Annotated in this window: 21 protein-coding genes; 12 read left to right on the forward strand and 9 right to left on the reverse strand. The window is 62.8% G+C overall.

The annotated features are described in order from the left end of the window. The first annotated feature begins 31 nt into the window (after nt 1-31). The 5 genes from CKW35_RS20635 (at nt 32) to CKW35_RS20655 (ending at nt 3,085) form a co-directional block, all read left to right on the forward strand. Entirely contained in the window at nt 32-289 is a 258-nt protein-coding gene (locus CKW35_RS20635; protein WP_016488568.1) for a DUF2790 domain-containing protein, read from the forward strand. 236 nt (nt 290-525) lie between these two features. Next, the gene (locus CKW35_RS20640; RefSeq protein WP_016488567.1) at nt 526-951 is read left to right on the forward strand and encodes a nuclear transport factor 2 family protein; all 426 of its coding nucleotides are present in this window, start codon (nt 526-528) and stop codon (nt 949-951) included. A 44-nt stretch (nt 952-995) separates the two neighbouring features. Then, a complete protein-coding gene (locus CKW35_RS20645; protein WP_016488566.1) occupies nt 996-1,340 on the forward strand; it encodes a YciI family protein in 345 nt (114 codons plus the stop codon). Nucleotides 1,341-1,361: 21 nt separating this feature from the next. Further along, the gene (locus CKW35_RS20650) at nt 1,362-1,847 is read left to right on the forward strand and encodes an SRPBCC family protein (RefSeq protein ID WP_095116766.1); all 486 of its coding nucleotides are present in this window, start codon (nt 1,362-1,364) and stop codon (nt 1,845-1,847) included. Beyond that, a complete protein-coding gene (locus tag CKW35_RS20655; RefSeq protein WP_095116768.1) occupies nt 1,847-3,085 on the forward strand; it encodes an RNA polymerase sigma factor in 1,239 nt (412 codons plus the stop codon). The genes CKW35_RS20650 and CKW35_RS20655 overlap by 1 nt, the downstream gene beginning before the upstream one ends. Before the next feature lie 127 nt (nt 3,086-3,212). Here the strand turns inward: CKW35_RS20655 and CKW35_RS20660 are convergent, their stop codons facing one another. Continuing rightward, a complete protein-coding gene (locus CKW35_RS20660) occupies nt 3,213-3,683 on the reverse strand; it encodes a MaoC family dehydratase (protein WP_016488563.1) in 471 nt (156 codons plus the stop codon). 34 nt (nt 3,684-3,717) lie between these two features. Beyond that, the gene (locus tag CKW35_RS20665; protein WP_016488562.1) at nt 3,718-4,662 is read right to left on the reverse strand and encodes an alpha/beta hydrolase; all 945 of its coding nucleotides are present in this window, start codon (nt 4,660-4,662) and stop codon (nt 3,718-3,720) included. A 218-nt stretch (nt 4,663-4,880) separates the two neighbouring features. Between CKW35_RS20665 and fadD2 the strand changes: the two genes are divergently transcribed. Then, a complete protein-coding gene (gene fadD2, locus CKW35_RS20670; protein WP_095116770.1) occupies nt 4,881-6,569 on the forward strand; it encodes a long-chain-fatty-acid--CoA ligase FadD2 in 1,689 nt (562 codons plus the stop codon). A 359-nt stretch (nt 6,570-6,928) separates the two neighbouring features. Next, nucleotides 6,929-8,626: a long-chain-fatty-acid--CoA ligase FadD1 gene (gene fadD1 / locus CKW35_RS20675; RefSeq protein WP_016488560.1), complete on the forward strand. Its 1,698-nt coding sequence runs from the start codon at nt 6,929-6,931 to the stop codon at nt 8,624-8,626. 157 nt (nt 8,627-8,783) lie between these two features. Here fadD1 and CKW35_RS20680 read toward each other — a convergent pair whose 3' ends face one another. Next, nucleotides 8,784-10,091, reverse strand: a complete 1,308-nt coding sequence (locus tag CKW35_RS20680; RefSeq protein WP_060519172.1) for an FAD-binding oxidoreductase — start codon at nt 10,089-10,091, stop codon at nt 8,784-8,786. A gap of 24 nt (nt 10,092-10,115) precedes the next feature. Next, nucleotides 10,116-11,480, reverse strand: coding sequence for a glutamine synthetase family protein (locus CKW35_RS20685; RefSeq protein WP_016488558.1), 1,365 nt, complete (start codon nt 11,478-11,480; stop codon nt 10,116-10,118). A gap of 570 nt (nt 11,481-12,050) precedes the next feature. Here CKW35_RS20685 and hrpA point away from each other — a divergent pair. Both hrpA and CKW35_RS20705 read left to right on the forward strand, forming a co-directional pair. Continuing rightward, the gene (gene hrpA, locus CKW35_RS20700; protein ID WP_060519169.1) at nt 12,051-15,956 is read left to right on the forward strand and encodes an ATP-dependent RNA helicase HrpA; all 3,906 of its coding nucleotides are present in this window, start codon (nt 12,051-12,053) and stop codon (nt 15,954-15,956) included. Nucleotides 15,957-16,130: 174 nt separating this feature from the next. Beyond that, nucleotides 16,131-17,252, forward strand: coding sequence for a beta-ketoacyl-ACP synthase III (locus tag CKW35_RS20705; protein ID WP_016488556.1), 1,122 nt, complete (start codon nt 16,131-16,133; stop codon nt 17,250-17,252). Nucleotides 17,253-17,466: 214 nt separating this feature from the next. Here CKW35_RS20705 and CKW35_RS20710 read toward each other — a convergent pair whose 3' ends face one another. Then, complete coding sequence (locus CKW35_RS20710) at nt 17,467-18,711, reverse strand: putative porin (RefSeq protein ID WP_016488555.1); 1,245 nt, start codon at nt 18,709-18,711, stop codon at nt 17,467-17,469. A gap of 262 nt (nt 18,712-18,973) precedes the next feature. Between CKW35_RS20710 and CKW35_RS20715 the strand changes: the two genes are divergently transcribed. After that, complete coding sequence (locus tag CKW35_RS20715) at nt 18,974-20,101, forward strand: GNAT family N-acetyltransferase (RefSeq protein ID WP_016488554.1); 1,128 nt, start codon at nt 18,974-18,976, stop codon at nt 20,099-20,101. Between the two features lie 163 nt (nt 20,102-20,264). Here CKW35_RS20715 and CKW35_RS20720 read toward each other — a convergent pair whose 3' ends face one another. From CKW35_RS20720 to CKW35_RS20735, 4 genes are all read right to left on the reverse strand, one after another. Further along, nucleotides 20,265-22,097, reverse strand: coding sequence for an ABC transporter ATP-binding protein (locus tag CKW35_RS20720; protein WP_016488553.1), 1,833 nt, complete (start codon nt 22,095-22,097; stop codon nt 20,265-20,267). Nucleotides 22,098-22,160: 63 nt separating this feature from the next. Continuing rightward, complete coding sequence (locus CKW35_RS20725) at nt 22,161-22,718, reverse strand: peptidylprolyl isomerase (protein ID WP_095116776.1); 558 nt, start codon at nt 22,716-22,718, stop codon at nt 22,161-22,163. Then, a complete protein-coding gene (locus CKW35_RS20730; protein ID WP_016488551.1) occupies nt 22,712-23,524 on the reverse strand; it encodes an alpha/beta fold hydrolase in 813 nt (270 codons plus the stop codon). Before CKW35_RS20730 ends, CKW35_RS20725 begins: the two co-directional genes overlap by 7 nt. 13 nt (nt 23,525-23,537) lie before the next feature. Further along, nucleotides 23,538-24,461: a LysR family transcriptional regulator gene (locus CKW35_RS20735; RefSeq protein WP_016488550.1), complete on the reverse strand. Its 924-nt coding sequence runs from the start codon at nt 24,459-24,461 to the stop codon at nt 23,538-23,540. A 48-nt stretch (nt 24,462-24,509) separates the two neighbouring features. Between CKW35_RS20735 and CKW35_RS20740 the strand changes: the two genes are divergently transcribed. Both CKW35_RS20740 and CKW35_RS20745 read left to right on the forward strand, forming a co-directional pair. Then, nucleotides 24,510-24,824, forward strand: coding sequence for a hypothetical protein (locus tag CKW35_RS20740; protein ID WP_024717905.1), 315 nt, complete (start codon nt 24,510-24,512; stop codon nt 24,822-24,824). Between the two features lie 107 nt (nt 24,825-24,931). Then, on the forward strand, nt 24,932-25,531 hold the full coding sequence (locus tag CKW35_RS20745; protein ID WP_016488549.1) for an FMN-dependent NADH-azoreductase: 600 nt from the start codon (nt 24,932-24,934) through the stop codon (nt 25,529-25,531). Nucleotides 25,532-25,704: the final 173 nt, after the last annotated feature.

Here is a 25,704-nt window from a genome sequence, read left to right on the forward strand (position 1 = left end):
ATCAGCTTGAATGCTCAAAAGGCACACTCACATGAAACCATTACTGATTCTTGCATTGGTCGGTATGTCCTCGTTCGCCCTTGCCGATGAGGTCAAACCCGTCTCCAGCGAGCCTGTGGCCCAGCAGTACGACTACTCCATGAACCTGGACATCAAGCGGGTGATCAACCTGTCGACCATCCCCAATGTCTGCGAAGTGGTACCTGCGACCATGACCTACGAAGACCACCAGGGCCAGGTGCATACCATCCAGTACCGGGCTATGGGTGAAGGTTGCCAGCAAGGTTGACCGACAGGTATCCAATGTAGTTGCTGATGGCCTCATCGCCGGCAAGCCAGCGCCCACAAGGTTGTCGCAGCATTTGCATGTTGTGCTACCCCTGTGGCAGCTGACTTGCCGGCGATGGGGCGATCAGCATTCAGAATATTTTCAAGCGTTGTCGATTACTCTGCTCTCCGTTCGACCATAGGTGACGGCACGCCGCACTGCGTGTCAAAACCCTACGTACTGTCGGAGGCACCCCGATGAGCACCGCAGCCGAAACCGAGATCCGCCAACTGATCGAGCGCTGGATGCAGGCCGTGCGCGATCGCGACATCCCCAGCATCACCGCCCCCTATGCCGATGACATCGTTGCCTTCGATGCCATCCAGGCCCTGCAATTCAAAGGCAAGGCCGCCTACACGGCGCACTGGGAAATGTGCATGGGCATGTGCACCGGGCCCATGGTCTTCGAACTTGCCCAGCTTACCGTCCACGCCGATGGCGACCTGGCCCTGGCCCACTGGCTGAACCGCTGCGGCCCAGGCGACGACGAAAGCCAGTGCGGCTTCATGCGCGCGACCGTGGGCTATCGTCGTCAAGGTGGCCAGTGGCGGGTGATCCACGAACACTGGTCGGCACCCTTCGACATGGAGACGCAAAAAGCCCTGTTCGATCTCAAGCCCTGAGCCGTTATCGCCAAACGCACTTTGCCGATGCCCTGGAGGCGACCATGAAATACCTGTGCCTGGTCTATTGTGACGAGGGGCTGCTGCATAGCTTGCCCGACAGCCCGGAAGACGCCGAATGCCTGGCCTACGCCGAAGCCGTACATGGCTCGGGGCGAATGCTGGCGGCCGAGGCGCTCAAGCCTGTGCAGACCGCCACCACGGTACGTGTGCGTAACGGGCACATGAGCCTGACCGACGGCCCGTATGCCGAAACCAAGGAGCAACTCGCCGGCTTTTACCTGGTGGAGGCCCGCGACCTGAACGAAGCGCTGAATATCGCCAAGGGCATCCCTGCGGCACGGGTCGGCAGTGTCGAGGTGCGACCGGTGCGTGAACTGCAACCCTGACAGCTACGGAGAACCATCAGCATGAGCCTTGCACACCCCGCGCAAGCGCAACACGAGTTGTCCATCAGCCGCCTGATCGACGCACCGCCGGCCAAGGTGTTTCGCGCCTGGAGCGAACCCCATTGGCTGATGCAGTGGTGGGGGCCGCATGGCATGACCACCCCGGAGTGCGAGATGCAGTTGTGGATCGGGGGGGTATTGCGCACCCTGATGCGAGCGCCGGATGGTAGCGAATACCCGACCCAGGGCGTGTTTCTGGACATTGCCGCGCCGCGACGGTTGGTGTTCACCGATGCCTTTGGCCCCGGTTGGGTGCCGTCAGAAAAGGCCTTCATGACCGCCGTGATCAGCTTTGACGAGGAGCAGGGCAAAACCCGCTACACCGCCCGCGCCTGGCACTGGAATGCTGCTGACTGCCGGGCCCATGAAGAAATGGGTTTTTATCAGGGCTGGGGAGAAAGCCTGGACCGCCTGGTGGAGGTGGTGACCCAGCGGATGCCCGACTGATGACAGCCCTGGCGCAGGTGCGCGCCGAAGTCGAGTCGGTGTACCGGCGGGAGTCGCGGCGCATCCTGGCGACATTGATCCGCCTGCTGGGTGATTTCGACCTGGCCGAGGAGGCCATGCATGATGCCTTCTTCATCGCCGTCGAGCGCTGGCAGCGTGATGGCATCCCCGAGAACCCACGGGCGTGGCTGGTCTCCACCGGGCGCTTCAAGGCCATCGATGCACTGCGCCGACGCGCACGTTTCGATCGCTCCCAGGCAGACTTGAGCATGTTGCTCGACGGCCAGGGGCAGGACCCCAGCGAAGAAGAGTTGTTGGCGGATGACCGCCTGCGGCTGATTTTCACCTGTTGCCACCCGGCGCTGTCGGCCGATGCCCAGGTACCGCTGAACCTGCGCGCAGTCTGCGACTTGACCACCGAGCAGATTGCCCGCGCCTTCCTGCAAAGCCCGACTACCATCGCCCAGCGCATCGTGCGCGCCAAAGCCAAGATCCGCGATGCCGGCATCCCCTACCAGGTACCAGCGTTGAGCGAACTGCCCGAGCGCCTGGAGAGCGTGTTACGGGTGATCTACCTGGTGTTCAACGAAGGCTATTCGGCGTCGTCGGGCGAGTCACTGCTGCAGCAGGAGCTGAGCGATGAAGCCATTCGCCTGGCGCGGCTGCTGGTGCAATTGTTGCCTGATGCGGAGGCCAACGGCCTGCTGGCCTTGATGCTGCTTCAGGCATCGCGGCAGCAGGCGCGCACCGATGCCCAGGGCAACCTTGTGCTGCTGGAACAACAGGACCGCAGCCTGTGGGACCGGCAACGCATTGACGAGGGCTGCGAGCTGGTGCGCCAGGCCCTGCAAAGCCGGGCGTTCGGTGCCTACACGGTGCAGGCAGCGATCGCCGCTGTGCACGCTGAAGCGGCAACCGCAGAAGAAACGGACTGGGTGGAAATCGTCGGGCTGTATGATGTGTTGCAGCGGCATTGGCCGTCAGCGGTGGTGGAACTGAACCGGGCGGTGGCGCTGGCGAAGCGCGATGGGCCGCAAGTGGGCCTGCGGGAAGTCGAAGGGATTCTGGCGCGCGGTGATCTGCTGGACTATCACCTGGCGCACGCGGCGCGGGCCGAGCTGCATTACCAGTTGGGGCAGGTGGAGGAGGCGCGTGCGGCCTGGCGCCAGGCGCTGGCGCTGACCCGGCAGGCGCCGGAGCGGCGGCATATCGAGCAGCGGCTGAAAGTCATCGAGTGATGTTGGCTGCGCTGGCCTCTTCGCGGGTAAACCCGCTCCCAGCAGGATCACCACAGACTTGAGCATGGTGCTGTACCTGTGGGAGCGGGTTTACCCGCGAAGAGGCCGGTGCGGTCTACATCAATCTTCAGCTAGCCACGAAATTCGGCGGCGACACCAGCTCGACTGTCTGCTGCTTGCGCGGCGCCAGGATTTCGGCCTCACCCTGGACCACCAGCTCATCGTTCTGGTTGTACACGTTGGTGGCAATGCGCACCTTGAACTTGGGCAACTTCTCGAGAATCTCCAGGCGCACGGTCAGGGTGTCGCCAATCTTCACCGGCTTCTGGAAGCTCATCTGCTGGCCCAGGTAGATGGTGCCAGGGCCTGGCAGGGTGCAGGCCACCGCAGCACTGATCAGCGCGCCGCTGAACATGCCATGGGCAATACGCTCGCGGAACATGCTCTTGGCGGCGAACTCGGCATCCAGGTGAACCGGGTTGTGGTCACCGGACATGGCAGCGAACAGCTGGATGTCGCGTTCTTCAACGGACTTCTTGTACTCGGCCGTCTGGCCAACTTCGAGGGCTTCGTAAGGCGTGTTGGTGACCTGGGACATCGGTGCTTCCTTAAGCGTTAGGCGAGGGCGGCTATCATTCACTGCGCACGGGGCGGCCAAGGGCCAGCGCCTGCTCAAGCCAGCCGAGAATATCGGCGGTGACCTCGTCACGGTTGGTTTCGTTGAGTACTTCATGCCGCGCCTCAGGATAGACGCGCAGCTGTACATGTCGATTGCCGGTCGCGCGCAGGGCGTCGGCCAGATGGGTTAGACGCTTGCCGGCACTGACCGGATCACATTCGCCACCGATTACCAGCATGGGCAGGTTCGGATCGATCTGCGCGAGGTTACCCGGCTGGCTGATCTGCGCCAAGCCTTGCAGCAGGTCGAGCCACAGCTGGTTGCTGCAGCGAAAGCCGCACAACGGGTCGTTGACGTACAGGTCGACCTCGGCTGGGTCGCGGCTAAGCCAGTCGAACGCCGTGCGGTTGGGTTTGAACGCTTTATTGAACGACCCGAACGACAACCATTCGATCAGCGCACTCTTGCCTTGCGGCCCTTGGCGCCAGCTCTCCAGCCGGGCAATCAGCCGCGCCAGGCGGTACAGCGCCGCCGGTTGGTAGTTGGAGCCACTGAGAATCGCCCCGTGCAGGCTGGCGCTGTGGTGCAGCAGGTAAGCCTGGGCAATGTAGCTGCCCATGCTGTGGCCGAACAGAAACAGCGGCGTGCACGGGTACTGCTGGCCGATGTGCTGGGCCAGCAACCCAACGTCATTGACTACGGCATTCCAGCCATGATGGCGGGCGAACAGGCCGCGGCTGCCCAGCTCGGCGCTGCGCCCGTGGCCGCGCTGGTCGGCAGCGAACAGGGCAAAGCCGGCCTCGCTCAGGGCATGCCCCAGGCGCTGGTAGCGCCCGGCATGCTCGGCCATGCCATGGGCCAGCAGCACCACGGCCTTTACCGGTGTGGCCGGCAGCCATTGATGCACATACAGGCTGCAGTGCTCGCTGGCGGGGAGCCAGAAGGCGTCGTGGGGCATGGCGGGTCCTTGTGCGCGCGGGTACCCGAACAGTGTATGCACAACCGGCCGGATTGCAGGAAGGGCACAAATAAGATTCACAATGTTAATGGCGGCACTTGGCGTATATGCCGCCTTGGGCTTACCTGCTAACGTCGGAGCAACGCCTTTTTGCCGGCAGGCAATCAGGTAAAGGACTAAAGGACGCAGTGCAGGTCCAGGCAGAGGAACAATAATAAATGCAAGCCGACTTCTGGAATGACAAGCGCCCGGCGGGCGTGCCTTCCACCATCGACATCAATGCCTACACCTCGGTCGTCGAGGTATTCGAGCGCTCCTGCAAGCGCTTTGCCGACCGCCCGGCGTTCAGCAACCTGGGGGTGACCCTGACCTACGGGGAGCTGGAGCGCCACTCGGCAGCCTTCGCCGCCTGGTTGCAGCAGCACACCGGCCTCAAGCCGGGTGACCGCATCGCGGTGCAGATGCCCAACGTGCTGCAATACCCGATCGCGGTCTTTGGTGCCATGCGTGCCGGCCTGATTGTGGTCAACACCAACCCGCTGTACACCGAGCGCGAAATGCGCCACCAGTTCAAGGACAGTGGCGCACGTGCGCTGGTGTACCTGAACATGTTCGGCAAGCGGGTGCAGGAAGTGCTGCCCGATACCGGCATCGAGTACCTGATCGAGGCGAAGATGGGCGACCTGTTACCTGCCGCCAAGGGCTGGCTGGTCAACACGGTGGTCGACAAGCTGAAGAAGATGGTGCCCGCTTACCAGCTACCCCAGGCGATATCGTTCAAACAGGTGCTGCGCGAGGGCCGCGAGCACTCGCCCAAACCGGTGCCATTGAGCCTGGACGACATCGCCGTGCTGCAGTACACCGGCGGCACCACCGGCCTGGCCAAGGGCGCCATGCTCACCCACGGCAACCTGGTGGCCAACATGTTGCAGGTGCTGGCCTGCTTCTCGCAGCACGGCCCCGACGGGCAGAAGCTGCTCAAGGACGGCCAGGAGGTGATGATCGCACCCCTGCCGCTTTACCATATCTATGCCTTTACCGCGAATTGCATGTGCATGATGGTCACCGGCAACCACAACGTCCTGATCACCAACCCGCGTGACATCCCCGGCTTCATCAAGGAGCTGGGCAAGTGGCGTTTCTCGGCGCTGTTGGGGCTGAACACCCTGTTTGTCGCATTGATGGACCATCCCGGTTTCCGCCAGCTGGATTTCTCGGCGCTGAAGGTCACCAACTCTGGCGGCACGGCGCTGGTCAAGGCCACCGCCGAGCGCTGGGAGGCGCTTACCGGGTGCCGCATTGTCGAAGGCTACGGCCTGACAGAAACCTCGCCGGTGGCCAGCACCAACCCCTATGGCCAGCTGGCGCGCCTGGGTACGGTGGGCATCCCGGTAGCGGGTACCGCCTTCAAGGTAATTGACGACGATGGCAACGAATTGCCCCTGGGCGAGCGGGGCGAGTTGTGCATCAAGGGGCCACAGGTGATGAAGGGTTACTGGCAGCAGCCTGAGGCCACTGCCCAGGCCCTGGATGCGGACGGCTGGTTCAAGACGGGTGATATCGCGGTGATCGACCCGGACGGTTTCACCCGCATCGTCGACCGCAAGAAGGACATGATCATCGTCTCGGGCTTCAACGTGTACCCCAACGAGATCGAGGACGTGGTGATGGGCCACCCCAAGGTTGCCAACTGTGCCGCCATCGGCGTGCCGGACGAGCGTTCTGGCGAGGCAGTGAAGCTGTTCGTGGTGCCGCGCGAGGGCGGGCTGAGCGTGGAAGAGCTCAAGGCTTACTGCAAGGCCAACTTCACCGGCTACAAGGTACCCAAGCACATCGTGCTGCGCGAGTCGTTGCCGATGACGCCGGTGGGCAAGATCCTGCGGCGGGAGCTGCGCGACATAGCTTGAGTCTGTGTTGGCTGTTTCGCGGGTGAACCCGCTCCCACAGGTACTGCACAGCCTCCAAGCTTTGTGCGGGCCCCTGTGGCAGCGGGTTCACCCGCGAATGCGTTCAATGTGGTCTAACAGGCCTGTTTCAGCCTGATCTGCGACATTTTGGTTAAAAACTCTAAAAATGACCTGTATTGTTCATTGAGTCATTTTTGTGACTGCAAGGCCTGTTTTGGCCTCTAGGCGACCCCAGGCAAAGCTGTTACTCTCGGCCCGCTTTCAGACGATCCGGTTTGCAACGAACCGCCGTCTCATATCAATAATAAGCGCATCGACGCGCCAATCGAACTTCGCTGTTGCTGAAGGAGTGGGCTTCCATGATCGAAAATTTTTGGAAGGATAAGTACCCAGCCGGGGTTACGGCGGAAATCAATCCTGACGAATTCCCCAATATCCAGGCAGTACTCAAGCAATCCTGCCAACGCTTTGCCGACAAACCGGCCTTTAGCAACCTGGGCAAGACTATCACTTATGGCGAGCTGTATGCGCTGTCGGGGGCGTTTGCCGCCTGGCTGCAGCAGCATACCGACCTCAAGCCGGGTGACCGCATTGCCGTGCAGCTCCCCAATGTCCTGCAATACCCGGTCGCGGTCTTCGGCGCCATGCGTGCCGGGCTGATCGTGGTCAACACCAACCCGCTGTACACCGCGCGGGAGATGGAACACCAGTTCAACGACTCCGGCGCCAAGGCTTTGGTGTGCCTGGCCAACATGGCCCACCTGGCCGAGAAGGTGGTACCCAAGACCCAGGTCAGGCACGTCATCGTCACCGAAGTGGCCGACCTGCTGCCCCCGCTCAAGCGCCTGCTGATCAACAGCGTGATCAAGTACGTGAAGAAGATGGTGCCGGCCTACAGCCTGCCGCAGGCCGTGCGCTTCAACGACGCGCTGGCGTTGGGCAAGGGTCAGCCGGTGACCGAGGCCAACCCGCAGGCCAACGACGTGGCCGTGCTGCAGTACACCGGTGGCACCACCGGTGTGGCCAAAGGCGCCATGCTGACCCACCGCAACCTGGTGGCCAACATGCTGCAGTGCCGAGCGCTGATGGGCGCGAACCTGCACGAAGGCTGCGAAATCCTCATCACCCCGCTGCCGCTGTACCACATCTACGCCTTTACCTTCCATTGCATGGCAATGATGCTCATCGGCAACCACAACGTGCTGATCAGCAACCCCCGTGACCTGCCTGCCATGGTCAAGGAACTGGGCAAGTGGAAGTTCAGCGGCTTTGTCGGCCTCAACACGCTGTTCGTTGCCCTGTGCAACAGCGAGGCGTTCCGTGCACTGGACTTCTCGGCGCTGAAAATTACCCTGTCGGGCGGCATGGCCCTGCAACTGAGCGTGGCCGAGCGCTGGAAGGCCGTTACGGGTTGCGCCATCTGCGAAGGCTACGGCATGACCGAAACCAGCCCGGTGGCGGCGGTGAACCCGGCAGAAGCCAACCAGGTGGGTACTATCGGTATTCCGGTGCCGTCCACCCTGTGCAAGATCATCGATGACGCCGGCCACGAGCTACCGTTGGGCGAGGTGGGCGAACTGTGCGTCAAGGGCCCGCAGGTGATGAAGGGCTATTGGCAGCGCGAAGACGCCACCGCCGAGATTTTGGACAGCGAAGGCTGGCTGAAGACCGGTGACATCGCCCTGATCCAGCCGGACGGTTACATGCGCATCGTCGACCGCAAGAAGGACATGATTCTGGTCTCGGGCTTCAACGTGTACCCCAACGAGCTGGAAGATGTGCTGGCGGCCTTGCCGGGCGTGCTGCAGTGTGCAGCCATTGGTGTGCCTGACGAGAAGTCAGGTGAAGTGATCAAGGTGTTCATCGTGGTGAAGCCGGGCATGACCGTGACCAAGGAGCAGGTGATGGAGCACATGCGTGCCAACGTTACCGGCTACAAGGTACCGCGCCTGATCGAGTTCCGTGATGCGCTGCCGACCACCAACGTGGGCAAGATCCTGCGCCGCGAGCTGCGCGATGAAGAACTCAAGAAGCAGGGCTTGAAGAAGATCGCCTGACGCCCCGCCAGCGCGGTCCCTGCAGGAGCAGCCGTGTGCTGCGAAAGGGCCGCAAAGCGGCCCCAGCAATTTCAGCATTACGGCTGAGAACCTGGGGCCGCTTTGCGGCCCTTTCGCGGCACAAGGCCGCTCCTGCCGAGGTTGCACCGCTTCAGGCTCAGCGCAGTTTTTCCAGCATCTGGTAGTACCACATCCCCGCCGCCAGCAGCGGGTTGCCCAGCAAATCCCCCATCGGCACCCGCACATGCTTGCACTGGGCAAAGGTGTCGAACTTCTCCAGCGTCCCGGTCAATGCCTCGGCCATGATTTCGCCCATGATGTGGCTGGTGGCAATGCCGTGCCCCGAATAACCCTGGCAGTACCACACGTTGTCCGACAGCTTGCCCAACTGCGGGATGCGGTTGACCACGATGCCCATGGCGCAGCTCCACTGGAACTCGATCGGCACGCCTTTCAATGCCGGGAAGGTGCGCTCGATGCACGGGCGCAGTTCACTTTCGATATCCCGTGAGTCACGGCCGGAATAGTTGGCGCCACCGCCGAACAGCAGGCGCTTGTCGGCGGTCAGGCGGTAATAGTCGAGCACGAAGCGGCAGTCGTACACCGCCAGGTCCTGCGGGTTGATCTGCTCGGCCAGTTCACCCAGCGGCGCGGTGGTGACGATACCGCCCATGGCCGGGAAGATCTTGCCCTTGAGCTGGCGCTTTTCCAGTTTGTGGTACACATCGCCGGCCAGCATCACCTGGCGTGCCTCGACCCGGCCGTGGGCGGTGACCACCGCCGGGCGCGGGCCGTGGACGATGTCCAGCACCTCGGAGTTTTCGAAGATCAATGCACCCAGGCTGTGGGCAGCGCGCGCCTCACCCAGGCACAGGTTGAGCGGGTGCAGGTGCAGGTTGCGCAGGTTCTTCAACGCGCCCAGGTACAGCGGGCTCTGCAGGTGCTCGGCCACTGCGGCGCGGTCGAGCAATTGCACCTGCTCGCCCATGCCCCGGCGCTGGGCCTCGGCCTCGAATGCGCGCAGCTCGTTCATGTGCGAGGGCTTCATCGCCGCGTGCAGGTGGCCGTGCTTGAGGTCGCAGTCGATGCCATAGCGCGCCACGCGCTGTTCGATCACCTGGTGCCCGCGCCAACGCAGGTGCCAGATGAAATCGTCGACTTCGGCGCCCAGGTGGCTACGCATCTGCGTGCGCATGGCCTCGTCGCCCGACAGGCTGCCGGTGACCTGGCCGCCATTGCGCCCGCTGGCGCCCCAGCCGATGCGGTTGGTTTCGACGATGGCGACCTTCAGGCCACGCTCGGCCAGCTCCACCGCCGTGGCGACGCCGGTGAAGCCGCCACCGATGATGGCCACGTCCACCTGCACCGTGCCCTTGAGCTGCGGGTACTCGGTGTGGTCGTTGAGCGTGGCGCTGTAGTAGGACGGCGCACGTTGCGCCGGGCCATTGTTCAATGCTGCGTTCATGGGTGTTCCTTGTTATGTAGGGGCTCAGGCCTGGTGCAGGTACCAGCGCCAGTCCTGCTCGCTGACTTCGGCCATGAACTGGCGGTACTCGGCGCGTTTGACCTTCAGGTACACGCCAAGGAAGTCTTCGCCCAATGCTTCGCGGGCCCAATGGGAATGTTGCAGGGCGTCGAGGGCAGTCAGCCAGTCGGTGGGCAGGTGTTCGGTGGCCTGGGCATAGCCGTTGCCTTCCACCGGTGCGCCCGGGTCCAGCTGTTCGCGGATGCCCCGGTGGCTGGCGGCGAGAATAGCCGCTGCGGCCAGGTAGGGGTTGGCGTCGGCGCCGCAAATGCGGTGCTCCACATGCCGGCTGTTGGCCGGGCCGCCGGGTACACGCAGGCTCACGGTGCGGTTGTCCACGCCCCAGGTCGGCGCCAGCGGCGCATAGCTGTTGGCCTGGAAGCGGCGGAACGAGTTGGCGTTGGGGCAGAACAGCAGCAGCGAATCGCGCAGGTGGCGCAGCATGCCGGCCACGGCCTGACGCAGCAGCGGGGTGCCGGCTTTGTCTTCACTGGCGAACAGGTTGTTGCCCGCGCTGTCCGCCAGGCTCAGGTGCATGTGCATGCCGGTACCGGCCAGGTTGGCAAACGGTTTGGCCATGAAGCAGGCCTGCATGCCGTGGGCGTGGGCCACGCCTTTCACCAGCCGCTTGTAGCGCACGGCCTGGTCCATCGCCTGCAGGGCGTCGCCGTGCTCCAGGGTGATTTCCACCTGGCCGGGTGCGTATTCCGAAATAGCGGTACGCGCCGGAATGCCCTGGGCCTTGCAGGCCGCGTACAGGTCGGCGAGGAACGGTTCGATCTGCTCCAGTTCACGCAGGCCATAGACCTGGGTGGTGCGCGGGCGGCCACCATCGTTGTCCAGCGCCGGTTGCGGGCGGCCCTGGGCGTCGCGTTGCTGGTCGAGCAGGTAGAACTCCAGCTCGCAGGCCATCACCGGGTGATAGCCGTCGGCTTTCAGCGCTTCGATGGTGCGCAGCAGCACATGACGCGGGTCGGCCACGCTGGCCGGCAGGCCTTCGCTCGGGTGCATGCTGACCTGCACCGCAGCAGTGGGTACCCGGCGCCAGGGCAAGCGCACCAGGCTGCCTTCGAGCGGGTAGGCGCGGCAGTCGATGTCGCCCACGTCCCAGACCAGGCCCGAGTTTTCTACGTCGTCGCCGTTCAGGGTCAGACCGAGGATGGTGCTGGGCAGCGGCCGGCCCGTTTGGTACACGGCCAGCAGTTCCTCGCGGTGCAACAGCTTGCCGCGCGGCACGCCGTTGGCGTCAAGGATGAACAGTTCGAACAGCTCGATATCGGGGTTGTCGGCCAGAAAACGGGCAGCCTGCTCTACGGGTGCAAAGTGCATGATTGATTCGCTCACGTGCGCACAGGGCCACCGCACAAGCAGGCGGCCCAGTTGAGTCAAATGGCCAGACGCTGGCCGGGTTTGTTCACAATGGCGTGAGCGAAGTGTCCGGTGGGCGCGCGTGGCGGCAGTGCCACAGGGCCCAGAAGGCGAGGATGATGTGGACCAGCGGATTTTCCCCGGCACGGCTCCGGGCCTTCGGGAGCGAAGGGCGGGAAGACGGTGGCGCGATGGGCTGGACGGGAGTCATGCCTTTGATACTCACATGCGGCGTAAGGTTGATTAAAGCAGTGAATGGCAACCTTCACATATGCCCTTGCTAAACTTTCAGCCGCCATACGATCCCTGCAGGAGCGGCCTTGTGCCGCGATGGGCTGCGGCAGCAGCCCCGGCACTGTGTGCTGAGGCGCAGGTCTTGGGGCTGCTGCCGCAGCCCATCGCGGCACAAGGCCGCTCCTACAGGGACCGTGCCAGCCTGGACAGCAAAGTAGGCTCAAATCTGCGACAATCGCGCATCCTTCGAATGCCGATCATGAAAAAGCAGGCTCACCTGCATCACTAAAAAGCCCCATGACTGACCACGCCATCGACAAACTGCTGCAAAACCTCGACCACGCCATGATCGCCGACCGCCATCGCCTGCGGCGGCAACTGCACGAACTGCGCAAGCGCCCCGACGAGGCGAAACTGGCGCAGTGGGTGGAAAAGGTCCAGGCCTCCTGCGCTCAGGTCACCGCGCGCCAGCAGAGTGTGCCGACCGTGCGTTACGACGACAACCTGCCGATCGCCGCCAAACGTGACGAAATAAAGAAGGCCCTGGCCGAGCACCAGGTGCTGGTGATCGCCGGCGAAACCGGTTCGGGCAAGACCACCCAGCTGCCGAAGATCTGCCTGGAGCTGGGCCGTGGCAGCCATGGCCTTATTGCCCACACCCAGCCGCGCCGGATCGCCGCGCGCAGCGTGGCGGCGCGGGTTGCCGAAGAGCTGGGCACGCCCCTGGGCGGGCTGGTTGGCTACCAGGTGCGTTTCGAAGACCAGAGCGACTCCAATACCCTGGTCAAGCTGATGACCGACGGTATCCTGCTGGCCGAAACCCAGCACGACCGCCTCCTGGAGCGTTACGACACCATCATTGTCGACGAAGCCCATGAGCGCAGCCTGAACATCGACTTCCTGCTCGGCTACCTGAAGACCCTGCTGCATCGCCGGCCGGACCTGAAGCTGATCATTACCTCGGCGACTATCGACCTGGAGCGTTTTTCCAAGCACTTCGACGACGCGCCCATCATCGAGGTGTCCGGGCGCACTTTCCCGGTGGAAACCTGGTACCGCCCGCTGACCAGCGAGCAGGACGAGGAAGGTAACCAGATCGAGGATGACCTCACCGTCGACCAGGCCATCCTCGCGACCCTGGATGAGCTTTCGCACCATGAGCGCAGTGAGGGCAAGGGGCCGGGCGATGTGCTGATCTTCCTGCCGGGCGAGCGGGAAATCCGCGATGCCGCCGAGATCCTGCGCAAGGCGCAACTGCGCCACACCGAGATTTTGCCGCTGTACGCACGCCTGTCGCCAGCGGAGCAACAGCGCATCTTCCAGCCGCACACCGGGCGGCGCGTGGTGCTGGCCACCAACGTTGCCGAAACCTCGCTGACGGTACCTGGTATCCGCTACGTGATCGACACCGGCACGGCCCGCATCAGCCGCTACAGCTACCGCGCCAAGGTACAGCGCCTGCCTATCGAGGCGGTGTCCCAGGCCAGTGCCAACCAGCGTAAAGGCCGCTGCGGCCGGGTAGAGCCAGGCATCTGCGTACGGCTTTACAGCGAAGAAGATTTCAACAGCCGGCCCGCGTTCACCGACCCGGAGATCTTGCGCACCAACCTGGCGGCGGTGATTCTGCAGATGCTGCATTTGCGCCTGGGTGCGATCGATGCCTTCCCGTTCATCGAGCCACCGGATGGCAAGGCCATCAGCGACGGCTTCAACCTGCTGCAGGAGCTGTCGGCGGTCAACCGCGAGAACCAGCTGACCCCCATCGGCCGCCAACTGGCACGTCTGCCGGTCGACCCGCGGCTGGGCCGCATGCTGCTTGAAGGCGCACGCCAGGGCAGCCTGCAGGAAGTGCTGATCGTTGCCAGTGCGCTGTCGGTGCAAGACCCACGCGAGCGCCCGCCGGAGCGCCAGCAGGCTGCTGATCAGGCGCATGCGCAGTGGAAGGACGCTGATACCGACTTTGCCGCACTGGTCAATTTGTGGCGGGGTTTCGAAGAGCAACGCCAGGCCCTGACTGCCAGCCCGTTGCGCAACTGGTGCCGCAAGAATTTCCTCAACTACCTGCGCTTGCGCGAGTGGCGCGATGCCCATCGCCAGTTGTCGTTGATCTGCCGCGAGCTGCAGCTGGTGGTCAACAAGGAGCCGTCTGACTACCAGAAGGTGCATAAGGCCATCCTTAGCGGCCTGCTCAGCCAGATTGGCCAGAAAACCGAAGAGGGCGATTACCAGGGCGCCCGCCAGCGGCGCTTCTGGGTGCATCCGTCTTCCGGCATCGGCCGCAAGCGCCCGCAGTGGGTAATGGCCGCGGAACTGGTGGAAACCACCAAGCTGTATGCGCGTATGGTCGCCAAGATCGAGCCTGACTGGATCGAGCCGCTGGCGACCCACCTGATCAAGAAGAATCACTTCGAACCGCACTGGGAAAAGAAGCGTGGGCAGGTGGTGGCCTATGAGCAGATCACCCTCTATGGCCTGATCCTGGTCGGCCGCCGGCCGGTACACTTCGGCCCGATCGACCCGGTGACCTCGCGTGAGCTGTTCATTCGCGAGGGCCTGGTTGGCGGTGAAATCCAGTCGCGGGCCAAGTGCCTGGCGGCAAACAAACGCCTGCTCGAAGAACTCGACGAGCTGGAGGCCAAGGCTCGTCGGCGCGACATTCTCGCCGATGAAGAAACCCTCTACGCCTTTTACGAAGCGCGCTTGCCGGCGGAGATCCACCAGACCGCGACCTTCGATGCCTGGTACCGCATGACCAGCCAGAAGGACCCGAACCTGCTGATCATGCGCGAGGAAGACGTGTTGGCCCGTGAGGCCAGCGAAGTCACCGCTGCGCAGTACCCGGACAGCCTGCAAGTCGGTGAACTGCGCCTGCCGTTGACCTACCACTTCGAACCAGGCCACCCGCGTGACGGCGTGACCGTGCGGGTGCCGGCACCGCTGCTGCCAAGCCTGCCCGGCGAGCGCCTGGAATGGCTGGTGCCAGGCCTGCTGGAGGCCAAGTGCGTGGCGCTGGTGCGCAACCTGCCCAAGGCGCTGCGCAAGAACTTCGTGCCGGTGCCGGACTTCGTCAAGGCCTCGCTGGCGCGCATGACTTTCGGTCAAGGGGCGCTGCCGCAGGCCCTGGGCCAGGAGTTGTTGCGCATGACCGGTGCACGGGTGTCCGATGAGGCCTGGGACGAATCGGTCAAGCTGGTCGAAGGCCACCTGCGGATGAACATCGAAGTGGTCGATGGCCAAGGCAAGTTCCTTGGCGAAGGCCGCGACCTGGCCGAGCTGACTGCACGCTTTGCCGCTGCCAGTCAGGCAGCGCTGGCGGTGCCGCGTGATGCCAAAAGCGAACAGCCGGTGCAGGCCAAAGCCTTCAGCGAAGTGAAACAGACCGCCCAGCAGAAGATTGCCGGCCTGTCGATGACCGTGTACCCGGCACTGGTCGAAGACAACGGCACCGTGCGTGAAGGGCGTTTCTCGACCCAGGCCGAAGCCGAGTTCCAGCACCGCCGCGCGTTGCAACGGCTATTGCTGCAGCAACTGGCCGAGCCGGCCAAGTTCTTGCGCGGCAAGTTGCCGGGGCTGACCGAGTTGGGCCTGCTGTACCGTGAACTGGGTCGGGTCGAAGCGCTGGTCGAAGACATTCTGCTGGCCAGCCTGGACACCTGCATCCTTGAAGGCGAACAACCGCTGCCGCGTGATGGTGCGGCCTTGGCCGGGCTGGCAGAGCGCAAGCGCGGCAGCTGGGCTGAGCATGCCGAGCGCCTGGCGCGGCAAACCCTGGAAGTGCTGAAGCTGTGGCATGGGTTGCAGAAGCGCTTCAAGGGCAAGATCGACCTGAGCCAGGCGGTGGCGCTGAACGACATCAAGCAGCAGCTGGGTAACCTGGTGTACCCGGGCTTTGTGCGCGAAACACCCGCGGCCTGGTTCAAGGAGCTGCCACGTTACCTCAAGGCGGTGGAACTGCGCCTGGAGAAGCTGGGTTCGCAAGTGCAGAAAGACCGGGTCTGGTCCGGCGAGCTGGCCAACCTGTGGGCGCAGTACAAGGCCCGTGCCGACAAGCATGCCCAAGAAGGCAAGCGTGATGAGCAACTGGCGTTGTACCGTTGGTGGCTGGAGGAGTACCGGGTGTCGTTGTTTGCCCAGCAACTGGGAACCAAAGTGCCGATTTCCGACAAAAGATTGAGCAAACAATGGAGCCAGGTGGAAGGCTAACCTCCCTTATTTGTGGCAAACTTTGGGGAGTTTGGGGCCGCTTGCGGCCCTTCGCGGGCGCGCCCGCTTCCACAGGGGTGAGCGTACGCCCCAAAATTGGTACTAAAGTGCCATTAATCTGTCATGTTTCCAGCCAGCGCCCCGTGGCGATGGCCTTTGACCAGAGGAACGACCGTGCATAACGTCGTGATCAGCGGCACCGGCCTGTATACCCCGGCCCAGAGCATTTCCAACGAAGAACTTGTGGCCTCCTTCAACGCCTGGTCGCAGCAGTTCAACCAGGACAACGCCGCTGCCATCGAGCGCGGTGAGGTCGAAGCGGCGCCGCTGTCCGACGCGGCGTTCATCGAAAAGGCTTCGGGCATCAAGAGCCGCTTTGTCATGGACAAGGCCGGCATCCTCGACCCGCAGCGCATGAAGCCACGCCTGCCAGAGCGTTCCAACGACGAACCGTCGGTGCTCTGCGAAATGGCCGTGGCCGCTGCCCGCCAGGCCCTGGAGCGCGCCGGCCGCACCGCTGCCGATGTCGATGGGGTAATCGTCGCATGCTCCAACTTGCAGCGCCCATACCCGGCCATTGCTATCGAAGTACAACAGGCGCTGGGCATCCAGGGCTTTGCCTTCGACATGAACGTGGCCTGCTCGTCGGCCACCTTCGGCATCCAGACCGCCGCCAACAGCGTGGCCCTGGGCCAGGCGCGCGCGGTGCTGATGGTCAACCCGGAGGTGTGCACCGGCCACCTGAACTTCCGTGACCGTGACAGCCACTTCATTTTCGGTGATGCCGCCACGGCGGTGCTGATCGAGCGTGCCGACCAGGCCACCTCGGCGCACCAGTTCGACATCGTCAGCAGCAAGTTGTGGACCGAGTTTTCCAACAACATCCGCAACAACTTCGGCTTCCTTAACCGTGCGGCGGAAGAGGGTGAAGGTGCGGCAGACAAACTGTTCATCCAGGAAGGCCGCAAGGTGTTCCGCGAGGTGTGCCCGAAAGTGGCCGAGCTGATCGGTGAGCACCTGCAGGAAAACGGCCTGCAACCGAGCGACGTCAAGCGCTTCTGGCTGCACCAGGCGAACCTCAGCATGAACCACCTGATCGTCAAGAAGCTGCTGGGGCGTGAAGTGGCCGAGGAAGATGCACCGGTGATTCTCGACCGTTATGCCAACACCAGTTCGGCGGGTTCGGTGATTGCCTTCCACTTGTACCAGGATGACCTGGCCAAGGGCTCGCTGGGCGTGTTGAGCTCGTTTGGTGCGGGGTATTCGATTGGTAGCGTGATCTTGCGCAAGCGCTGATTGCCTGGTCTGATCCGAGATAGCCGGGGGCCGCTTTGCGGCCCATTCGCGGCACAAGGCCGCTCCTACAAGGGATCGCGTCCCATTGTAGGAGCGGCCTAGTGCCGCGAATGGGCTGCGAAGCAGCCCCCTACAATTTCACAGGCAAAAAAAGCGGGAAACGCCGGATGGGGTCGGCGTTTCCCGCTTCAGCTTGAAGCAGAGAGGGTGACGCTTAGAACTTGGCTTCCAGGTCTACCTGCAGGGTGTCTACGTCAGCATCGCTGTTCGGCAGGTTGGAGTAGTCGGTCTTGGCCATCATGTAGGCCGCGCCCAGGGCGAAGTTCTTGTCGATTTCGTAACCCACCTTGAACTTGTGGCCACGGGAACCGGTGAAGCCGTTACCGAAGTCAGAGTCGGTGAACAGGCTCACTACACCGTTACGCTGTACGTCGCGGTAGTTGTAGTCCAGGCTCCAGGCGCCGATCTTGCTCTTCAGGCCGGCCAGCCAGGCCTTGTCCTTGCCGTCGGTGCTTTCGGTGTTCTTGACGAACTGGCCGTAAGCCGACAGCGGGATGGCGAAGCCGGTGAAGTCGACCTGGCCAAAACCTTCCACCAGTTGGAACTCGTTGGTGGTGTTGCCCAGCGAAGCCAGGGCAGCCGAGGCCTTGTCGTTGTCGTAGCCGTAAATGCTGCCGCCCACGGTAACCTTGACGGTGTCAGCCGCGTTGAACTTGGTACCCAGCTGGGCCGCGTACAGCTGCGCGTCGTGCTTGTACTGCACGCCGTCGCCGTCTACGTTGTCTTTCAGGTTGTAGTGGCCGATGCTGCCGAACACTTCGGCGGGGCCGAGGTTGGTCTTGTAGGTAGCCGCCACGCCTTCAGGGTTGATGTCGCTGTCCCAGATGATGTCGCCCATGCTCACCCATGGCTGCATCATCTTGCCGCCGATCAGGTGCAGGTTTGGCACGGCAGTCGGATGCCAGTCGAGGTAGGCCAGGTCGACCCACAGCGATTTCTTCTCGAAATAGTTGTCCAGGCTTTGGTTGGTCGAGCGAGCATCGGCGCTGCTACCGGTGGCCACACGCACGCCAGCGTCGACCTGCGGGTTGATCTCGCTGTAGAAACCGACACGGGCACGCACGCGCTCACGGTCCTGGTTGCCGCTACGGGAGATCGGGTTGTCAACGTTGACGTCTTCGTAACGCAGGCGCACATCACCCTTGATCTGGGTCTTGGCGGCCCATGCCACTTTTTGTTCAAAGGAGCTCATACGTTCGGACTGAGCTTTCTGGTCGGCCTTTTCCTTGGTTTCTTTTGCCAGGTCGCCCTGCAGTTCGTTGTACTGCGCCTGGTTGATCGAGCCATTGGCGCGGAGCATTTCGAGCAGCTTGGCGTCGACAGCAGCACTGGCCGGGGCGCTCAGAGCCAGCATCATGCCGGTGAGGCTCACTCCGGTAAGTGTAGAAACAAGACGCATAAGGTTCTCCCTACTGAAAAAAATGGGGGAGGCTCAAGCGCCTGCCCCTGCGTTGGCATGTCTTCGGAAAGGGCCTGAATAGACAGGTTCTGGGGTTCCGGAAAACAGGCGCAAGTATTGCGGGGGCCAATGACAGATTAATGTCTAATTAGTGGCACTGTTGTTAAGTAATTGAGAGTAAAAGGATCAGCCTGGCTTTCGTCATTTGAGTGCCGGGCCATCCTTGGGGATACTGAGGGCCTTCAGACAGCGAGCCGAAACCGTGACCAGCCTGTATAGCCTTGCCCATTTGCGTGATCTTCCGGCGGCCACCTGGGATGCCCTGGTGCCGGCGGGCCAACCGTTCCTGCGCCATGCCTTCCTCAGCGCGATGGAAGACAGCGGCAGCGTGCAGCGAAATACCGGCTGGGCCGCCGAGCACCTGGTGCTGGAGCGTGACGGGCAGGTACGGGCACTGTTGCCGGCATATCGCAAATGGCACTCGTTTGGCGAGTATGTGTTCGATCATGGTTGGGCGGAGGCCTGTGAGCGGGCTGGCATCGCCTACTACCCAAAGCTGCTCGGCGCTGTGCCGTTCAGCCCGGTCAGCGGCCCACGGCTGCTGGCGGCCGATCCGGCTGACGGCTTGCTGATGCTGCAGGCCTTGCCGGAGTATCTGGGCAAGGGTGGGCTTTCAGGTGCGCACATCAACTTCACCGACCCGGCGCTGGACGCGCAGTTGGCCGGCCTGCCTGGGTGGATGGAACGCTTGGGTTGCCAGTTCCACTGGCAAAACCGGGGGTATCGCGACTTCCAGGACTTTCTCGACAGCCTGAGCTCTCGCAAGCGCAAGCAGATGCGCAAGGAGCGAGAGCAGGTGGCAGGGCAGGGCATCGAATTCCGTTGGTACCGCGGTGATGAACTGGACGAGGCACAGTGGGATTTCGTCTTTCTGTGCTATGCCAACACCTATGCGGTGCGCCGTCGTGCCCCCTACCTGACGCGCGATTTTTTCAGCCTGCTGGCCGAGCGCATGCCCGAGGCGCTGCGGGTGGTGATGGCCCGTCAGGGTGGGCGAGATGTGGCGATGGCTTTGAGCCTGGTGGGGGGCGATAGCCTGTTTGGCCGCTACTGGGGTTGCCTGGATGAGTTCGACCGGCTGCATTTCGAAACGTGTTTCTACCAGGGCATGGATTTTGCCATTGCCGAGGGTTACCAGCGTTTCGATGCCGGGGCGCAGGGCGAGCACAAGCTGATACGTGGGTTTGAGCCGGTACTCACGCGGTCATGGCATTACCTGCTGCACCCGGGGTTGCGGCGGGCGGTGGAGGATTTTCTGCTGCAGGAGCGCGAAGGGGTGAGGGGGTATGCCGAGGAGGCGAGGGGGATGTTGCCCTACCGCCGGGCCTGATGCGTCTTCGGCTGCAGCGCGATCCCTGTAGGAGCGGCCTTGTGCCGCGAAAGGGCCGCAAAGCGGCCCCGGCAATTATTGCTGCGAAGCTGAAACCTGGGGCTGCTGAGCAGCCCTTTCGCGGCACAAGGCCGCTCCTACAAGAAGCGCGCCATAGCGCAGATCAGTCGGCCCCGACAAAGCCCCCGGTCTGGTGATGCCACAGCCGGGCATACAACCCTTGTTGCTCTAGCAACTGCGCATGGCTGCCACTTTCGACAATCCGGCCCTTGTCCAGCACCACCAGCCGGTCCATCCGGGCAATGGTCGACAGCCGGTGGGCAATGGCAATCACCGTCTTGCCCTGCATCAGCGTCTCCAGGCTCTCCTGAATGGCGGCCTCCACCTCCGAGTCCAGCGCTGAAGTGGCTTCGTCCATGATCAGGATCGGTGCATTCTTCAACAGCACCCGGGCGATGGCGATACGCTGGCGTTGGCCGCCCGACAACTTGACCCCGCGCTCACCCACATGGGCATCGAAACCGGTGCGCCCCTGGGCGTCCGACAGTTGCGGGATGAACTCGTCGGCGCGGGCGCGGCGAACCGCTTCGTGCAACTGCGCCTCGCTGGCATCGGGGCGGCCGTACAGCAGGTTGTCGCGGATCGAGCGGTGCAGCAACGAGGTGTCCTGGGTGATCATGCCGATTTGTGCGCGCAGGCTGGCCTGGCTCACCTTGGCAATGTCCTGGCCATCGATGAGGATGCGCCCGCCCTGCACGTCATACAGGCGCAACAGCAGGTTGACCAACGTCGACTTGCCCGCGCCGGACGGGCCGATCAGGCCGATTTTTTCGCCCGGGCGAATGTTCAGGTCGAGCCCTTCGATCACATTGGCAGCCTTGCCATAGTGGAAGTCGACATCATCGAAATGCACCGCGCCGCGGCTGACCTTGAGCGCCGGCGCGTTGGGCGGGTCGGTGACGGTAACCGGCTGAGCAATGGTCTGCAGGCCGTCCTGGACCATGCCGATGTTCTCGAAGATGCCGTTGACCACCCACATGATCCAGCCTGACATGTTGACGATGCGGATCACCAGGCCGGTGGCCAGGGCGATGGCGCCAACGGTGATCAGTGACTGGCTCCACAGCCACAGCGCCAGGCCTGTGGTGGCAACCACCAGCAGGCCGTTGAGTGTGGTGATGACCACGTCCATGCTGGTAATTACCCGCGAGGCCAGCTGGGTTTTTTCGGTTTGCTCGCGGATCGCCTCACGTGCGTACTGCTGCTCGTAGTCGGTGTGGGCGAACAGCTTCAGCGTCGCAATGTTGGTGTAGCCGTCGACGATCCGCCCCATCAGCTTGGAGCGGGCGTCGGAGGAGATCACCGAACGTTCCTTGACCCGTGGCACGAAGTAGAACAGCGCGGCGATGTAGCCAGCGATCCAGACCAGCAGCGGCAGCATCAGGCGCCAATCGGCTTCAGCAAACAGCACCAGCGAGGTGATCGCATAGATCAGCACATGCCACAACGCGTCCACCGCCTGCACGGCAGAATCACGCAGCGAGTTGCCGGTCTGCATGATGCGCTGGGCAATGCGCCCGGCGAAGTCGCTCTGGAAGAAATTCAGGCTCTGCTTGAGCACATAAGTGTGGTTTTGCCAGCGGATCAGGCTGGTCATGCCGGGGTTGATGGTCTGATGTACCAGCAGGTCGTGCAGGCCAAAAAACAACGGCCGCAGCAGCAGGATCACCACCAGCATCCAGATCAGTTCACCGCTGTGCTCGCTGAAGAAGCTGGCATTTGGCGTACCTTGGGCCAGGTCGATGATGCGGCTGAGGTAGCTGAACATCGCCACCTCGATCAGCGAGGCGAACAGGCCGACCACCAGCAGGGCAAGGAAGCTGGGCCACACCTGGCGCAGGTAATACAGGTAGAACGGCCACACGGTGGTGGGTGGCGATTCACTGGGGGCTTCGCGAAAGATATCGATCAGTTGTTCAAAACGACGGTACAGCATGGGTAACGACACTCCTGTTCCATCCGGCCCTCAGGCGGTTGCACGTCCCTGTGCAGCCTGCGGTCAGTCGATGCGTTTGGCCGACTTGATGTAGACCGGGTCGGCCGGTACATCACGCATGCCTTTTTTGGTGGTGGTTTGCGAGTTGACGATCTGGTCGACCACGTCCATACCCTTGGTCACCTTGCCGAACACGGCGTACCCGGCGTCGCGCCCCGGGTTAAGGAAATCGTTGTCGGCTACGTTGATGAAGAACTGGCTGGTGGCGGAGTTCGGGTTGGAGGTGCGCGCCATCGACAGGGTGCCGCGGGTGTTCAGCAGGCCATTGCTGGCCTCGTTCTTGATCGGGTCCTTGGTGTTCTTCTGTACCATCTGGTCAGTAAAGCCGCCGCCCTGGACCATGAAGCCGGGGATCACTCGGTGGAAAATGGTGTTGTTGTAGAAGCCGCTGTCGACGTACTCGAGGAAGTTCTTGGTACTGATCGGCGCCTTCTCGGCGTTCAGCTCGATTTCGACCTGGCCGAAGCTGGTGTCCAGCATGACGTGCGGGGTCTGGTCGGAGGCCATGACGCTGGTGGCGAAGGCGACCGAGCAGGCGGTGAGCAGGAGTTTTTTCAGCATGGGCTCAAAGATCCTTGAGAGGTGGAAGCGGCTGCGAGGAACTGCAGCAGGGTCTGGTTGAAGACCTCGGGTTGATCGAGGGGCGTAGCGTGCCGCGAATCGTCGATGACCACCAGCCTGGCGTTGGGCATCAAGGCAACGTAACGCTGTTTCAGTTGTATCGGGGTGTAATCGTGGTCGGCAGCGATGACCAGACTGGGACAGTGAATACGGCCGATGCGTTCCTGCACGCCCCAGTCGACGATGGCGTCGAAGCTCTTGAGGTAGGCGCGCTTGTCGTTGCGCGCCCAGCGTTGGGCCATCTTCTGCCGCAGGGCAGCCTGGTGAGGCTTGGGGAACAGTCGTTCGGCCAGGCCCTTGCCGACAGTTTCGACACTGAGGAGGCGTGCCAGGCCCCAGCGCTTGAGCCACCACAGCCAGTCGCTGCGGGTACGGCGCTTGACTTCGGGGGCGCTGTTGACGATGCACAGGCTGCGCAGCCATTGCGGGTGGTCGACGGCAAACTGGAAGCCGACCATACCCCCCATCGACAGGCCGACGAAGTGCACGGGCCCCGTGTGCAGGTGTTCGAGCAGGGCCAGCAGGTCGGCACTGAAGGTGGCTATGTGGTAGCCGTCGCGCGGTTTGTCGGAGCGACCGTGGCCGCGGATGTCCATGAGGATCACCCGGTAATGCCGGCTGAGCACCGGCACCTGCAACTCCCAGTCCTGGCAGCTGGAGCCCAGGCCGTGCAGCAACACCAACGGGTCGCCCTGGCCATATTCCTCGTAATGCAGTGCGCATCCTTCGTGTTCGAAATAGGCCATGGGCGCGGTCCTCTCAGGCTTGCGGGGGGGCTGCGAAGGGCACGTCCAGTGGCGCGGTGTCGAAGTTGCGCAGCAGCTCGATGAGAATCTGCGTGGCCGGGCCCAGGGTCTTCTCTTTGCTCGAATAAAGGTAGAACAGTGGGTGGCGGCTGCCACCCTGATCCAGCGGCAATGGTTTGAGCACACCTTCGCGCAGTTCGCGCTCGATCATGTGTCGGGGCAGCCAGGCAAAGCCCAGGCCGCTGCTGACAAAGGTGGAGGCGGTGCCCAGGCTGCCGACCGTCCAGCGCTGCTCTGCACCCAGCCAGCCAACGTCGCGTGGCTGCGCGCGGCCGGAGTCGCGGATGACCACCTGTAGCTGGCTTTCCAGGTCCTGGAAGGTGAGTTCCCTGCCCAGCCGGTGAAGGCTGTGTTCAGGGTGGGCGACGGCGACGAACTCCACCGCGCTCAGCTCGGCGCCCAGGTAGCCGCCAATGCTGTAGCTGCTGATGGCCAGGTCGGCGATGCCTTCGTGCATCACTTCCTCTACGCCAGACAACACCTCTTCACGCAGGCGCACCCGGCAGCCGCGGCTTTGCGGCATGAACGCGGCCAGGGCACGTACCAGGCGGGCACTGGGGTAGGCGGCATCGACCACCAGGCGCACCTCGGCTTCCCAGCCTTGTTCCATATGGTGGGCGAGGTCTTCGAGCTGGCTGGCCTGCTTGACCAGGTGGCGAGAGCGACGCAACAACACGTTGCCCGCCTCGGTGAGCACCGCCTTGCGGCCGTCGATGCGCAGCAGCGGCACACCCAGTTGTTCCTGCATGCGGGCCACGGTGTAGCTGACCGAGGACTGCGAGCGGTGCAGTGCCTCGGCGGCCTGGGCAAACCCGCCGTGATCGACCACTGCTTGCAGGGTTCGCCACTGGTCAAGGGTTACGCGCGGCGCTTTCATCTTTCGCTCCTGTTGTCCTAAGCTGCGCTCTTTCAAGGAGAGCGGCCCATGAAGAAATGTTGTGCGGCAATACTGATGTGCCTGCCCCTCGGGGCCATGGCCTATCCCATCGATGTGGAAAAGGAACTGACCGGGGTCAAGCTGGACTACACCGCCTATGACACGGCCTACGACATCGGCGCCATTACCCTCAACAACTATGGGCAAGTGCCGGCGGCGTGCAAGGTGACCTTCCGCAATGGCCCGGAGGCACCGCGGGTACGCCGGGTGAACGTGCCGGCCGGTAAAAGCGTGGATGTCACTGCCAAATTCAACAGGCAGATCATCAAACTACGGATCGCCGTGAACTGCAGCCCGGAATAAACTGATTAATCGATTGATTGAACCCACTTTTTACGCTTTTTTATCGATAGGTCAAGCCTTAATCTCACCTCCATCGAATCGCACCCTATTCGCCGATGGAGGCACCCATGTCCCGCGTACTGATCATCGAAAGCAGCGCCCGCCAGCAGGATTCCGTTTCTCGTCAGCTGACCCGTGATTTCATCCAGCAATGGCAGGCCGCTCACCCGGCTGATCAGATTACTGTGCGTGACCTGGCCGTGAACCCGGTGCCGCACCTGGACGCCAACCTGCTGGGTGGGTGGATGAAGCCGGAAGAACAGCGCAGCGCCGCCGAACTTGAGGCCCTGGCCCGTTCCAATGAATTGACTGATGAATTGCTGGCCGCCGACGTGCTGGTGATGGCTGCGCCCATGTACAACTTCACCATCCCCAGCACCCTCAAGGCCTGGCTGGACCACGTGTTGCGTGCCGGCATCACCTTCAAGTACACCCCCACCGGCCCGCAGGGCCTGCTGACCGGCAAGCGCGCCGTGGTCCTAACTGCCCGTGGCGGTATCCATGCGGGCGCCACCAGCGACCATCAGGAACCGTACCTGCGCCAGGTGATGGCGTTCATCGGCATTCATGATGTCGACTTCATCCATGCCGAAGGCCTGAACATGAGTGGCGAATTCCACGAGAAAGGCGTCAACCAGGCCAAGGCCAGGCTGGCGGCAGTGGCCTGAGGTTTACTGAATTCCCAACCCTGACACCTGTTTTTGCTCCTTTGGGTGTACTGCCCGGCCAATGGCCGGGCTTTTTTTGTGACTCTACTGAGCTTTGTAGTGCTCGCGATGCGCCGCGCGGGCGGCGCTCGATTTATGCCCTAACAAAAAAACCATGACAGGCACCTGAATGG

Source organism: Pseudomonas sp. Irchel 3F3 (assembly GCF_900187545.1).
Lineage (GTDB): Bacteria > Pseudomonadota > Gammaproteobacteria > Pseudomonadales > Pseudomonadaceae > Aquipseudomonas > Aquipseudomonas fortuita.